15 protein-coding genes are annotated in these 13708 nt (G+C 48.3%); 2 read left to right on the forward strand and 13 right to left on the reverse strand.

Features of this window, described 5'->3' with window-relative positions; all coding sequences use genetic code 11:
- Window positions 1-157: 157 nt before the first annotated feature.
- The 3 genes from ACKTT9_RS24470 to ACKTT9_RS24480 all read right to left on the reverse strand — a co-directional run bounded on the left by ACKTT9_RS24470 (window position 158) and on the right by ACKTT9_RS24480 (window position 3607).
- Window positions 158-1276, reverse strand: a complete 1119-nt coding sequence (locus ACKTT9_RS24470) for a citrate synthase (RefSeq protein WP_407867947.1) — start codon at window positions 1274-1276, stop codon at window positions 158-160.
- Between the two features lie 91 nt (window positions 1277-1367).
- Window positions 1368-1613: a hypothetical protein gene (locus tag ACKTT9_RS24475; protein WP_407867948.1), complete on the reverse strand. Its 246-nt coding sequence runs from the start codon at window positions 1611-1613 to the stop codon at window positions 1368-1370.
- Between the two features lie 617 nt (window positions 1614-2230).
- Window positions 2231-3607, reverse strand: coding sequence for a class I SAM-dependent rRNA methyltransferase (locus tag ACKTT9_RS24480; RefSeq protein ID WP_407867949.1), 1377 nt, complete (start codon window positions 3605-3607; stop codon window positions 2231-2233).
- A 118-nt stretch (window positions 3608-3725) separates the two neighbouring features.
- On the opposite strand from ACKTT9_RS24480, the gene ACKTT9_RS24485 reads away from it, so the two are divergent.
- A complete protein-coding gene (locus ACKTT9_RS24485; RefSeq protein ID WP_407867950.1) occupies window positions 3726-4730 on the forward strand; it encodes a Na/Pi cotransporter family protein in 1005 nt (334 codons plus the stop codon).
- Here ACKTT9_RS24485 and deoC read toward each other — a convergent pair.
- The 5 genes from deoC to prmA form a co-directional block, all read right to left on the reverse strand.
- Complete coding sequence (gene deoC, locus ACKTT9_RS24490; protein WP_407867951.1) at window positions 4693-5373, reverse strand: deoxyribose-phosphate aldolase; 681 nt, start codon at window positions 5371-5373, stop codon at window positions 4693-4695. The two genes, ACKTT9_RS24485 and deoC, sit on opposite strands and share 38 nt — an antisense overlap.
- A 119-nt stretch (window positions 5374-5492) precedes the next feature.
- Window positions 5493-6833: a tRNA (N(6)-L-threonylcarbamoyladenosine(37)-C(2))-methylthiotransferase MtaB gene (gene mtaB / locus ACKTT9_RS24495; protein WP_315952248.1), complete on the reverse strand. Its 1341-nt coding sequence runs from the start codon at window positions 6831-6833 to the stop codon at window positions 5493-5495.
- A gap of 5 nt (window positions 6834-6838) precedes the next feature.
- The gene (locus ACKTT9_RS24500; RefSeq protein ID WP_157322307.1) at window positions 6839-7606 is read right to left on the reverse strand and encodes a 16S rRNA (uracil(1498)-N(3))-methyltransferase; all 768 of its coding nucleotides are present in this window, start codon (window positions 7604-7606) and stop codon (window positions 6839-6841) included.
- Window positions 7607-7723: 117 nt separating this feature from the next.
- A complete protein-coding gene (locus ACKTT9_RS24505) occupies window positions 7724-8395 on the reverse strand; it encodes a site-2 protease family protein (RefSeq protein WP_407867952.1) in 672 nt (223 codons plus the stop codon).
- A gap of 10 nt (window positions 8396-8405) precedes the next feature.
- Entirely contained in the window at window positions 8406-9380 is a 975-nt protein-coding gene (gene prmA, locus ACKTT9_RS24510; protein ID WP_127449803.1) for a 50S ribosomal protein L11 methyltransferase, read from the reverse strand.
- Window positions 9381-9617: 237 nt separating this feature from the next.
- Between prmA and ACKTT9_RS24515 the strand changes: the two genes are divergently transcribed.
- Window positions 9618-10424 (forward strand): glycerophosphodiester phosphodiesterase, encoded by an 807-nt coding sequence (locus ACKTT9_RS24515; protein ID WP_407867953.1) that lies wholly within the window; start codon window positions 9618-9620, stop codon window positions 10422-10424.
- Window positions 10425-10495: 71 nt separating this feature from the next.
- On the opposite strand, the gene ACKTT9_RS24520 is transcribed toward ACKTT9_RS24515, so the two are convergent.
- The 5 genes from ACKTT9_RS24520 to ACKTT9_RS24540 all read right to left on the reverse strand — a co-directional run bounded on the left by ACKTT9_RS24520 (window position 10496) and on the right by ACKTT9_RS24540 (window position 13704).
- Window positions 10496-10771: a hypothetical protein gene (locus tag ACKTT9_RS24520; RefSeq protein ID WP_407867954.1), complete on the reverse strand. Its 276-nt coding sequence runs from the start codon at window positions 10769-10771 to the stop codon at window positions 10496-10498.
- Window position 10772: 1 nt separating this feature from the next.
- Window positions 10773-10922, reverse strand: a complete 150-nt coding sequence (locus ACKTT9_RS24525; RefSeq protein WP_127449809.1) for a YfhD family protein — start codon at window positions 10920-10922, stop codon at window positions 10773-10775.
- A 78-nt stretch (window positions 10923-11000) separates the two neighbouring features.
- A complete protein-coding gene (locus ACKTT9_RS24530; RefSeq protein WP_407867955.1) occupies window positions 11001-11789 on the reverse strand; it encodes a hypothetical protein in 789 nt (262 codons plus the stop codon).
- Between the two features lie 17 nt (window positions 11790-11806).
- Complete coding sequence (locus ACKTT9_RS24535) at window positions 11807-13030, reverse strand: ABC transporter permease (protein WP_407867956.1); 1224 nt, start codon at window positions 13028-13030, stop codon at window positions 11807-11809.
- A complete protein-coding gene (locus ACKTT9_RS24540; RefSeq protein WP_407867957.1) occupies window positions 13027-13704 on the reverse strand; it encodes an ABC transporter ATP-binding protein in 678 nt (225 codons plus the stop codon). The genes ACKTT9_RS24535 and ACKTT9_RS24540 overlap by 4 nt, the downstream gene beginning before the upstream one ends.
- Between the last annotated feature and the right edge of the window lie 4 nt (window positions 13705-13708).

Here is a 13708-nt window from a genome sequence, read left to right on the forward strand (position 1 = left end):
TTTCAAAAGATATCAATCTTATCTATTCTATCATACTTTTGGTAGAAAAGAGGCGTGGCAGATGATGGGCTTAAGCTGGCATAACAAAAAAGCCTATCCCCTTGGCTTGAAAATTCATGACATGGAGAAAGGCTTTTATTTATAAGTCTTCAGTTGGTTAAGCATGATTCCGCAGTGACGGCGGCAATTCGCCGATATAAACGGATTGCGGCCGAAAAATACGATTACAACTCGTTTGCTCCAACAAATGAGCCGTCCACCCTACCATTCTACTCAGAGTAAAGCTAGGTGTGAAGAGGGCCGTCGGAAGCGCAATAGCCCGCATCACGGCTGCAGCATAAAATTCTACGTTCACGTACAATTTCCGGCCAGGTTTATATTCATTTAGCAGCTCGACAGCTACCTTTTCTACGTGGATGGCCAAATCGAACCATGGATCCTCAGCAGCTAACTCGGTCATGAGCTGGCGAAGCGCTTCTGCTCTGGGATCGTTCGTTTTGTAAATGCGGTGACCAAAGCCCATGAGTTTTCGACCGGCCTTCAGCTCATCACGCAGCCACACCTCCGCCTGCTCTTTGTCTCCAATCGCATCCAGCATATGAAGCACTTCCGATGGCGCTCCTCCGTGCAAAGGCCCTTTCATTGCGCCTATGGAAGCACAGAGCGCAGATGCAAGATCGGATTGTGTCGATAACACAACACGTCCGGCAAAGGTGGAAGCGTTCATCCCATGCTCCATAGCTAAAATCAAATAAGCTGTTAATACCTTCACATGAACCTGCTGGGGCACGGAACCTGTCAGCATGTACAAATAGTTGGCCACATGATCTAACTGCGGGTCAGGCTCGATGGGCACTAACCCTTGCGATCTCCGATAGTGATAAGCAATGATTGTTGGCAGCATGAGAGTATTCGTAAGAATCTGCTCAAAATGCAGCGGCCATTCAGCCTCCTGATGGCTGATTGTACCTAGAACAGAGGTAGCTGTGCGAAGCACGCTCATCATTTCACTTTCCTTGGGCAGCAAATCCAGTACCGCCTTCAGTTCAGCAGGGATGCTGCGGTGTTCCGCCCATCGCTTTTTGGACGCGTTGAGTACGTCCGTGGAAGGAAGCTCACCATGCCACAATAAATAGGCGACTTCCTCAAAACTGTTGTGCAGCGCGAGCTCCTTCGCTTCGTATCCGCGATACACCAGAACGCCATTCTGACCATCAACCAAGGACAATTCTGTTTCTGCGGCTATAATGCCGTCCAAACCGGTTACGGATGCCATCTCGTCATTTTCCTTTCGCAGTGAAGTGTGAAATCGCTTTTCTTCATCATATTCGGAAATGACATGTTCATCCAATTCGCATTTTCTTTCGTTATGATAAATGAAATGTTTCATTTGAAATCAAGTGATTATATTTGTTTATTTTAAAAGCAGTGCTGACCTTTGATTCACTGGATGAAATCCAACGAACACAGTGATTTAATAGCTCAATTATTGATTTGACTGGATAAAATCCAATGAGATCGGTTAATCGTGGTGTTGTAGCGCCAAATAATGCCATTACGTTGGATTTTGTCCAAGGAAATGAGCAATTTAGAGCTACTTTTGGCGTTTTCATTGGATTTCATCCATTGAAATCCCTAATTCCTAGAGAGATTCCTATTATGGGGTCACTAAAGGGAACTAGAGTCCGCTATTATCAGAAAAAGGAGCCTGATGACTATCTAAATGGAACTACAGGCCTCTATTCCACGAATTCGACCGAAATGCCTGTCACAGGGTCAGATAAGACCCTGTAGTTCCACTCGTCGAGGAAGTCTGTACGATATCCCCGAAATAGAGGACGCCAGTTCCTTATGATCTGCCCTAGCGGAATTCTCCGCTAGTCTTTTCTTTCTATGTCTGGTGAGGTGGAAGGCTGCAGCATGTAGAGTAGAACGGTTGGGTCGTGGAAGGTAGGTAAAGTAGCTTGATTTATTGTGCAAGAGCCTCTGCTACGGTTAGAGGGAACTACAGGGCGCTATTTCTCGGAAAATGCATGTTTTCCGGGTGAAAGGGAACCGTGGGTCCCTTATTTCTGCACAATTTGCGTCTCGCCCAATGAATGGCCAAATAGCGAACTGTAGTTCCCCTAATTTGCGAGAAATGTGCATTTGCAATGAAATAACGGTCCCTAGTTCACTGAAAGCCCGTCCAACAAAAAAGCGGGGCCACATTGGCCCCGCTCCACTCAACTTATTTGCTTCGCACTTCAAAAATCGCGAATTTCAAGTAATGCCCCTCATCCACGCCGAGAATGCGCGGATGGTCCATGCCCGCTCCGCGGAATTCAACTAAACGCAGGATCTTGCCCGCATCCGTCGCCGCCGCATGAATCGTCTCCAGGAAAAGCTCCGGATGCATATGGTACGAGCAGCTCGCCGTCACAAGGTACCCGCCTTCATTCACAAGCTTCATGCCGTGCAGGTTAATATCTTTGTAGCCGCGGCATGCGCCCTCAACTGCGCTTTTCGTTTTGGCAAAAGCAGGCGGATCGAGAATGACTACATCCCAAGTCCTGCCGCCTTCAGCAACCGGTTTGGATGTATCAATCTTTTTCCCTTGTGCGCCGCTGCCGGCATTGGCTCGTACTTTCCGTTCATCCAAGCCTTTGACTTGGGTCCGCAAGTATTCAAATGCATCTGCGACTACGAACTCGACGCGATCTTGGAAGCCGTTCAACCCGACATTTGTTCTCGCGCTCTCAATGGCATGCTCGGAAATGTCCAGGCAGGTCACTTTTTTCGCGCCGAATTTACATGCATTGAGTGTAAAGCTGCCGGTATGGGAGAAGCACTCCAGTACGGAGGCGCCGTCCCAGTAAGGGAATGTCACGACTTTGCCGTTCGCATTGACAGGCAATGTTTGCATGGCTCCCTCATGTTCGACTTCACGAAGCTCGATACCGCTTCGATGGCCCCAACCTGTCATCAAGGGAGCGATGGCAGCGCGATTTTCTCTTTGGTCGAAGAAATAACCGGTTTTTTGGCCTTCTTCGATGTCTACCCGAATGCGCAGACCATTTTCAAGAATATCCACATGTTTGGGACATTCACCATATAACAGGCCTTTGGTTTGTTCCAATCCTTCCAACTCACGTATCGAAACGTCGCTGCGCTCATAGATGCCTGCAGGCTTTACAACCTGAACGAGTGCAGCAACAATTTGCTCACGGCAGCGATCCATCCCCAGCGTAAGAATCTGCACTACAAGCGTATCTTCGAACTTATCTACAATAAGCCCCGGTAAAAAATCCGCTTCACCATAGACCAACCGGTAAGATTTCGCCTCTTTTACGAAGCGGCTGCGATGCTGCAAGCAACGTGTGAATCGTTCTACAAAAAAGTCTGTCGTCATAGCTTCAAGCGGCTTGTAAGATACAATTCGGACCGTAATTTGCGAAGCTTCATTGTAATAACCCGTCGCTAAATATTGGCCCAGATGTGTTTGCACCGGAACAAGCTGTCCCGGCACAGCTTCTCCGTCTACACGCTCAATTTCACTTTTGTACACCCATGGGTGACCTTGCTCTAAACGAGGTTTACGTTTCTTATGTAAAAATACTGCTGCCATATATCCTTTAGCCGTCCTTTGTGTGATGCCGTTCCGTCTCTTTGGTGCTTGTCATGCTTGTCTGTACGGTCACATATATTGAGTGATAATGAAAAGTTCATTTGCGAGGGAGAATGCTATGATGATAAATACCATTATCCTACCCGTCGTTGCAGGGTTAGTTTTATTTCTCTTCGGCATGAAGCTCATGGAAACAGCGCTTCAACGGTGGGCCGGGCCCCGCCTCCAGCTGTGGCTGGAGCGGTTTACCCGAACGCCGGTGCGCGGCCTCGTCATCGGCACCGTGCTCACGGCGGCGCTGCAAAGCAGCACCGCCATTACGGTCATCGCCATCGGCCTCGTCGGCGCCGGCGTCTTGACCTTCCCGAGAACGCTCGGCGTTATTCTCGGCACCAACATCGGCACTTGCCTCACCACCGAGCTGATTGGACTCAGCCTCGGGGGGATCGGTGTGCCGATCCTGCTTGTGAGCGCCGCCATCTGGATGGCGAGCTGGCTGGCCGGCCCCTTGCCGCCATCAGCGGCGCAAGGGCAAGAACCAGCCGCCGCTGCCGGCGGGCGGGAATGGCTGCGCAGCGTCCGCTACGGAGCGCTGGCGGTGGCGGGCTTCTCTCTCGTGCTGCTCGGCATCGAGATCATGCAAACCATCGGGCCTGCGCTGCAGTCCCGTGGGCTCTTCGCCTGGTTTGTCACCGAAGCCAAGCAAAGCTTGCTGTGGGGCATTATCGCCGGCGCGGCCGTTACGGCTCTGGTGCACAGCAGCGCAGCGGTTATCGCGATGGCCATGGGCCTCGCGGCGATCCAAGGCATCCCCGTCGAGCTGGGCATTGCCATCACAATCGGCGCCAATGTCGGCACCTGTGTGACGGCACTGATCGCCGGGATGAGCTCCTCCCGCGCCGGGCGATACGTCGCCTGGTCGCATATCCTGCTCAACATCGGTGGAGCGATCCTCTTTTACCCCTTCATCCACCAGCTTGTCAGCCTTTCGGCTCTTCTCGCGGATGACGCATCGTCGCAAATCGCTCGTTCGCAGACGATCTTCAATGTCGTCTGTTCGCTGATCGCCTTACCTTTTTGCTATCTTAATATGTGGAAGCGCCTTGAGTTCCGTTCACAATAGCTACACCTGAGCTAGTGCCTAAACGAGTTGCTCCGGCTTCGATCATCGCAACCGCTGCTTGTAGATCTCTAACGCCACCTGATGCTTTAACGCCAATCGTATCCGATACGTTTGCGCGCATAAGACGTACATCTTCTACTGTCGCACCGCCAGGACCAAATCCAGTGGAGGTTTTAACAAAGTGAGCACCAGCTTCTTCCGAAAGCTTGCAGGCCATTATTTTTTGCTCATCGTTCAAAAAGCCGGTTTCCATAATCACTTTAACAATCGCTTTGCCTTTGACTGCATCCACGACTTGCTGAATATCCGAACGAACAGCATCATATTGACCTTCTAGAAGCAGACCGATCGGAAGCACGGTATCGATTTCAGCGGCACCATGTTCAACTGCCTTCGCAGCTTCAAATGCTTTCACTTCGCTCAAGCTTGCTCCAAGCGGGAAACCTACAACCGCGGCAACTTTCACGCCGCTACCTTCCAGCGCCTTGCTAGCTACGCTAACAAACTGAGAGTTCACGCACACGCTGAAAAATTGATGCTCAGCGGCCTCTTCACACAGTTTGTGAATAGATGCCGTACTCACATCGGCCTTCAAAAGGGTATGATCGATATATTTGGCAATTTCTTTCGCATTTAAAGTCATTAGATGCACCTCATCATCATTTTTTGCCCAGCTCTCCAGCTAATAGAGAAAACCTCTATCGCGGCCTACTCAGGAAGCGACCGCGCTTAGAGGTAAATGTTAACGTCTAGACATTTGACTTACAAATTTACAACAGCTGCTGTTTCTAGCACTCGTACCAATTGGCCCTTGCTTTCATTCACGCCTGCTTCCGTCACTTTCACACGGCAAACTTGGCCGATCATGTCTTCCGAACCTTGGAAAACAAGCTGTACATAGTTATCCGAGTAGCCCATGTACAAACCGCTGTCAGGTGCGCCTTTGTAAGCTCGTTCCGGAATTACTTCCAGTACTTGACCTACAAATTGCTGCGCATAAGCAAGCTGCATTTTCTCAGAAAGATCGATCAGCTCGTGAACGCGCGTATTTTTAACTTCCTCATCCACTTGATCTTCCATTCGCGCCGCTGGTGTGCCTGTCCGCTTGGAATAAGGGAAGACGTGCATCTCAGAGAATTTCATGCGTTCCATGAATTCGACGCCGTTACGGAACATTTCTTCGGTTTCACCCGGGAAGCCCACGATCACGTCCGTCGTAATGGCAACGTCCGGCATAATCTCATGCAGGCGCTCAATTTTGCTGGCGAATTCAGCTGTCGTATATTTTCTGCGCATACGAGCCAGAACTCGATCATCTCCAGCTTGCAAAGGAATGTGAAGATGACGGCACATTTTGTCCGAAGATTTCAAAACCTCAATGACTTCGTCTGTAATTTGGCTTGCTTCGATTGAAGAAATTCGAATACGTTTCAAGCCTTCGACTTTGTCCAAATCCCAAAGCAGCTTAGCCAAGCTGTAGTCCTCAATATCTTCGCCATATCCGCCGGTGTGAATACCCGTCAGGACAATTTCCTGATAGCCGGCAGCCACTAATTGCTCCGCTTGCGCAATAACGCTTTGCGGCTCACGACTACGCATTAACCCGCGAGACCATGGAATGATACAAAATGTACAGAAGTTGTTGCAGCCCTCTTGAATTTTCAGAAAAGCTCTTGTCCGATCGGCAAAATCAGGCACATCCAGTTCTTCAAACTGGCGTGTTTTCATGATGTTGCGAACCGCATTAATCGGTTGGCGATCCGTTTCAAATTGCTTCACAATTGGAATAATTTTGTCCCGGTCCTGTGTCCCGATAACCATATCGACACCCGGAATCGCCATGATCTCAGCCGGAGATGTTTGCGCGTAACAGCCTGTTACGGCAACAATCGCCTCCGGATTGCGACGAATCGCACGGCGAATCATTTGGCGGCTTTTTTTATCCCCCGTATTCGTTACTGTACAAGTATTGATCACGTAAACGTCTGCCGTTTGCTCGAAATCAACCTGTTCGTATCCCTCATTTTTGAAAAGCTGCCATATGGCCTCTGTATCATAGAAATTAACTTTACAACCTAATGTATGAAACGCTACCGTTGCCATAACGCTTATCCTCCCATCTCTCCGGTTTCATAGAAAAGACACGTAAGACCTACCATCGCAGCAGTCTCCGTGCGTAAAATACGAGCCCCTAGGGATACGGATCGGAAGCCTGCCTCTTCGGCCTGCTTAATTTCTTGTTCCGTAAATCCGCCTTCCGGCCCTACTGCAATAACGACTTTGCTTCCTTGTCCCAATTTACCCGCGGCGAGCGCTTCCTGGATAGCTGGCTTCAATTGCTGACCATCTTCTTTTTCATAGCAGATCCACGCAGCATCCGCTTCTTTGGCCTGCTGAAGCAGCTGCTTCCACGAATAAACGGCTTCTACCTGCGGCACACGATTGCGATGTGCTTGCTCGGCGGCTTCTTTGGCAATCTTCTGCCAACGTTCCGTCCGTTTCGCTTCCTTCTTGGCGTCGTATTGCACAATCGTACGCTCTGATAAAAAAGGAAGAAACCGGGCTGCCCCGATCTCGGTCCCTTTTTGAATAATCGTTTCCATCTTATCGCCTTTGGGCAGGCTCTGAGCAATCCAGACCTGAACCGCTGACTCAGCGTTCATCGGCAGTTCCTCCACGATTTCCGCGGTGACTTGCCCCTTATCTAACTGAGAAATCCGTACGAGCACTTCGCGATCCAAGCCATTGCTGCAAATCACCTTGTCGCCGATGTCTGCTCGCATCACGCGCATCAAATGATGTGCGTCGTCTCCCTCAATGGTGACCGTCTGATTGTCAAGGTGAAACTGCTCGGGCGGGAGAAAATAACGCTGCATAGTCCAAGCCTCTCTATCTTCGTTCATTTCCATGTCAATTGGATTCCTAGGTCAATCTTCCACTCACCATCATACCTTTTTTGAACCAGAAAAGCTACAAAGGGATGAAACTGGCAGCTACATGCCTAGGATCCAGGCAATTGGTCTAGAAAAGAGCCTCAGGATGTCATAGCCTAATCCCAAATATGGATCTAAAGTTACTCGTCTTAATGGTGCAACGAAAACAACAAGCAAAAAAATCACAGAAGCCCATTGTTCAAATTTAAGTAAAGATTCACTATATCTTAGATTTACTACATCTTGTATAATCCGATACCCATCTAATGGCGGAATAGGAATCAAGTTAAATAAAAATAGTCTGATATTAATCGTTAACATTAACTCAAGAAACAGCGAGATTGCGTCACCAGTTCCCTTGTCCATTCCTTTAATCCAACCGTATTTCTGAAATAGCGCTACTACAAATAAACTGATAAATGCAAGAATCAAGTTGCTTATCGGCCCTGCTGCGGTAACGATAATCCCCATTAAACGGGGGCTTTTGAAATTCCCGCGGTTGACAGGGACCGGTTTCGCCCAACCGAACCCGGCAATGAGCAGCATAATAGTCCCGAAAAGATCCAAATGCACCATCGGATTCAAGGAAACCCTGCCGAATTGATAAGCCGTAGAATCTCCTAATTTATAAGCGCTATATGCGTGTGCGAATTCATGAATGGTAAATGAAAGCACGAGGACCAGAATAACGAAAGGCAGCGTACTCCAGTCATAAAACAATAATCCTCCCATGGATGAACACCTACAGCTTTCTAGCTACGATTACAACCCAATTCGAATCATAGTTTTTCTCTACAATTGTAAATTTGGCAGCAACCAGCGCTTTTTCGACGAGCTCTTCCTTAGCGGTAATAATACCGGACGTTATGTAATAGCCACCTTGCTGCAGAACTTCATAAACATCATCAACGAAAGTAACAATAACCTCTGCCAAAATGTTAGCGACAACCAGCTGCACAGGAATCGTGACGCCAAGCTTGCTAGCGCCTTCTGTTTCGCTTTCTTTCAGAACACCAAGCAAATCACTCAATTTTACCGTAATGTTAGATTCGAGCCCATTCTGTTTCGTATTATCCTCAGCACTGGTCACAGCAACAGGATCTAAATCCACTGCTAAAACATGCTTGGCCCCGAGCTTGGCAGCTGCAACGGACAAAATGCCGGAACCCGTTCCAACATCAATGACATCATCCCCTGGCTGAAGCACCTTCTCCAGCGTTTTCAAGCATAGTGACGTTGTCGCATGTGTGCCTGTTCCGAACGCCATGCCAGGATCAAGCTCCAGAATCAGTTCACCAGGTGAAGCTGTATACTCTTCCCATGTCGGTTTAATCGTTAGACGGTCCGTGATGCGAATCGGTTTGAAATATTGCTTCCATGCGTGCGCCCAATCCTCGTCATCCACTTCTCTAAGCTCATAAGTTGGATTGCCCGTATCAATGTCGAATTCGCTCAGTTGTTCAACCGAAGCCTTTAAATTCGCCATAACCGGCTCCATGTCCGTCCCATGGTAGAAATAGCCTTTGATCACAGCTCTTCCTTCGGGAATGTCGTTAAAAGGCGTTTCATACAGCTGGCCAAATGACGTATCCCGCTCTTTGTTTAGTGTCCCTGATTCTTCAATAGAGACGCCCCCAGCGCCTAATTCATGAACAAAGTTCGTAATCATTTCTATTGCTTCTTCTGTCGTATGTACGGTTAATTCTTGCCAAAGCATCAGTCGTGCTCCTCCTATCGGTTATCACCTTCGCGAAAATAAGCCCATCAGGGCTATTTTTACAAGGATCATTGTACTACACTTCGCTTCTTGGGTAAAATAACCTGAATGTAAGCGCTATATTTTTTTATTTTCTTAATAATCTCCTAATACATTCGTGGTACATTTAATAACAGGTGAACAACAGTTATCAATGGCTATTACCTCACTTATACTATCCTAGAATGGAGTCTTCGCATGGTAAGAACTTTCCTCATTTTTCTTATTATTGTTGGGTTGGAACTCACAGCACCTTTTGCCAGTGCCACCCTGCTGGCTGATAACTACAGCCAAGTGACCGCACACCGCGGCAGCTCCAAGAAAGCGCCTGAGAATACCTTGAGCGCCTTCCGCCAAGCCATTGCGGATAAAGCTGGATTCGCCGAACTAGACGTGCAAGAAACGTCGGACGGAGTCGTTATGCTCATGCATGATGACAGTGCTCAACGAACGACGGGCATCAACAAAAACATGTGGGAAGTCACCTCATCTGAGCTCAAATCTGCCAGTGCCGGCAATTGGTTCAGCCCAAAATTTAAAAGTGACCGAGTCCCTACCCTCGATGAAGTGATCGAGCTGGCCAAGGACCGGATCAAGCTAAATATAGAGCTGAAAAATAATGGGCACGGTGTACAACTTGCTCAGAAGACGGTTCAAATCATTGGTGCTCATGAATTTGAAAAGCAATGCACCGTCACATCCTTTGATACCGGTTTACTTCACACTGTAAAAAAAATGAATCCTCGTATTAAAACGGGGCTTATTATAAGCCAGAAATCAGAAACTTCCTCCCTATGGGAAAGTCAAGATTACGACGTCGTCTCTGCGGCATACCCGCTAGTCAACGATGAATTTATGCGAGAAGCCGCATCGCACAACAAAGAAGTTTACGCTTGGACGGTCAACGACAAACCGGTGATGAAGCGTATGCTTGCGCTCGGTGTCACAAGTATTATTACAGATGCTCCCGATGAGCTCATTCGTTTAATGAACGTCCATAATTAACTTAACTTTTTGCAAAAATATAAAAGCATCGAATACTCGCGTATTACACGGGTAACGATGCTTTTGTTCGTTTATATGGAACCGCCGGCGCTCTCAATAACACGGCATGCTTGATCGTACACAGAGTCGTCAATGACTGCAGCCAGGATAATATCCAGGCCAACTGACTTCATATCTCCATCTACGCTTAACATACCATCCGCCATTGCAGATTCAAAGCCGCGTCCAATCTCATTATTGAACCGATCCACCTGAACTTCGGCAGCTCTTAGCGCTTTAAGCTTGGCTGCTGCACCTTCGGCTTGCTCTGGAGAATGGAAATAAGCAAGGATTGCTTTTTCCGCCATGTTAATTGTCTTCCTGTCTATGATCCGCAGCTTTCGCCCGTTCAGCCGCCTCGAAATCGTCCCGATCGGCAACCTCAGCCGAAAATTCTACATCCTCGTTTTTGGCAACTGGTAAATGACTTTGCTTTTCTTGGTTTTGCTTCGCACTCATCGTTGAACCTCCTGAAAGCTATCATAGTAAAATCCAGTTTTTAGTTTGCCAAAACGAGTCGTTCTTATACAAAACAGCCTATTCCTTTATTTTCTCGAAAGAGGCATCATAGAGCCGAAACATCGTCTTGTAGCCCGATTCATCCAGTTTCACGCCTACATCGAGCTTGCCTGTGATGAGCAGCGGCCCAGAAGTGTATCGAAGTTTGACATCATCCGGCACAAATACGATCATAATTTTGTTCCAATAGGTTTCATCCCCATTATCAAAAGGACATTCTGCTCCCGGTTTTGGTATCAGCAGGAACCAATGCTTTTCAAAGGAGAGCACTTCACCCATGAAGCCTTTGATTTGCACCGTTTTACCACTCATATCCCAGAAGCGATCCGAGGGAGTATCCTGCTTCTCATTGTCAAAAAACTGATCCCAGTTTATTTCGTTGGAAGCTGGCGATGGCTTTACGGTTTTGCTTGGTTCCGTGGCCGCAGGCTTCGGTTGCGGGCTGGAGGACGGCGCAGCATCCGTTTTGACATTCGTTGCATCAACTTGTGGAGGTGTGCTTTGCACAGCTTTAGGAGGCTCCGATACTTTCGGAGATGGAAGCGGTGTAGACTGTGTTTCTGTAATGGTTGTTGTCGCCACAGGTTCTGCAGTAGGCTTTGGCGATTCGGACGGAACGGCTTTGTCCGGCGTAACAGATGGGAGTGGCTGTGCACTTGCGGTTGGAAGTGGAGAAGGCACAGAGCTTTCGATCGTGGTCTGATCCATACTGCCGAACGTTTGACCTGCGGTGTCCATTTTCTTTTGACCGCATCCTGAAACGAGTAGGACGACAGCCAAAACGGACGTGAACAGCATTTTTCTCATTTTCATCACCTCAGACTTCATGACTTGAATAATTGCAATGGATCTACACGATAGGCCTGCAATGCCGGGCCTGCTGAAGCAAGAATGCCAATTCCTAATGTTCCGCCGATTAACAACCATTCTCCCTGCATGAACTGAAAAGATTGCAGCTGCAAACCTGTATATTCAAATACAGCTTCGCGGCTTAAATAACCGCCGAGATGGCCTGCCAGCATGCCCAGAACAAGGCCGATCACCGTCAGCAATAATCCTTCTCCGATCAGCGAGGACCATATGAATCCTTTGGATTTTCCAATTAAACGGAGTAAAGCGACGTCTTTCTTCCGTTCATTCACGGCTGCGACAAGCGAAAGAAGGATGGTGCCTGCGGCAAGCAAAATGCAGATGATCGTTACAACCGTTAGCGCCCCGGTTCCTTTATCGATGACGTTCACAACATCAGCAACCGCTTTGCTTGTATAAATCGCTTGAACATTGTTTATTTGACCGTATTTCGTTTTGATCGATTGTGCACCGAGCAGCGTCTTCGGCTTGATCAGAATGGAGGTGACTTCCCGATGTTCAGCATCCTGCCCCTCATGCACAGCCCAAGCGTAATCCAATGTCGTAAAAACAGCTCGATCATCGGAAGTAAATAATGGCGGTAAGATACCAACTACGGTATATGTAAAATTATGATGATGCTCCTCTTCAGCGGAATCACCTTCGTGATCTTCGCCTTCCGCTTCTTCAAGCCCTTTAATCAAGCCATGCGCGCCTTGGAATTTATCTCCGATATGAAGCCCTAGCGAGCTCGCAATGTGCGATCCAACTATGGTCTCGCCAAGCTTTCCGTACATTTTCCCTTCTGCCATCTGCTTCTCTGTTCCATAGCGGGAAGCAAAATAGCCGGGTTCAATCCCAACGATAGGAAATCCGTTATAGTTATCACCCGTCGTCATCGCATAGGCACGATCAACGGACTCATCCTTTTGAAGCTGGCTGAGCAGTGAAAACGGTACATTCCCTGTAGGAGCGCCTACATGATAATAAGTGTTCAAAGCAAGCTGCGTCGCGCTGCCTTTGGCACCGATCGTTACCTCGAAGGGACCGTAGCCCTTCTCAGCTCCCTGCTCAAGCCCTTCGCTGCAAAGCAGTAAAAACACAACCAAAGCTGCCGTAATCGTTACAGATAAAATGGTTAGCAGTGAGAGTGTTTTACGGTGAAGCATATTTCTCCAGACTAAAGCCACTAATCTCATACGGCATTTCTCCTCGATAGCTCATTAATTTCCCCGATATGAACACGTGTCGGGTACATTTCCGCCAAATGCAAATCGTGAGTAACGGTAACGAGCGTGAGCTTCTCCGTCTCACAAATGTTCAGCAATAGCGACATGACCTCGCCAGCTGTTTCCCAATCTAAACTGCCTGTAGGCTCATCGGCCAGCACAAGCTGTGGCTTAGTCAGGATGGCGCGGATAATGGCCGCTCTCTGCTGCTGCCCTCTCGATAGCTCATTAGGCATATGATGTTGGCGATCCTTCAACCCGACTCTCTCAAACCAGTCGTCAAGCTGGTCTTTCGTCTGCTTCTTTGACCAGCTATCCGGGACAATGAGCTCGACGTTTTGTCTGGCGGTCAATGATGAAATTAAATGAAAATCTTGAAAAATATAACCGACATGCTCCGCACGGAAACGGTCTCTTTTACTTTGTGAAAACGTATGCAGCGGTAGGCCGTTCACACGTATTTCCCCTTCGTCCGGAACCATAACACCGCTGAGCAAATGCAGCAGCGTGCTTTTACCGCTTCCGCTCGGGCCGAGCAAAGCAATGCGTTCCCCTTGCGCAATGCTCCACGAAGGAACACTTAGGATTTGCAGCTTTTGCCCATGCATCGTGAATGACTTTGAAATATTGTTCAACTCAATCATAGCT

The organism is Paenibacillus sp. P36, from assembly GCF_045866505.1.
GTDB lineage: Bacteria > Bacillota > Bacilli > Paenibacillales > NBRC-103111 > Paenibacillus_E > Paenibacillus_E chondroitinus.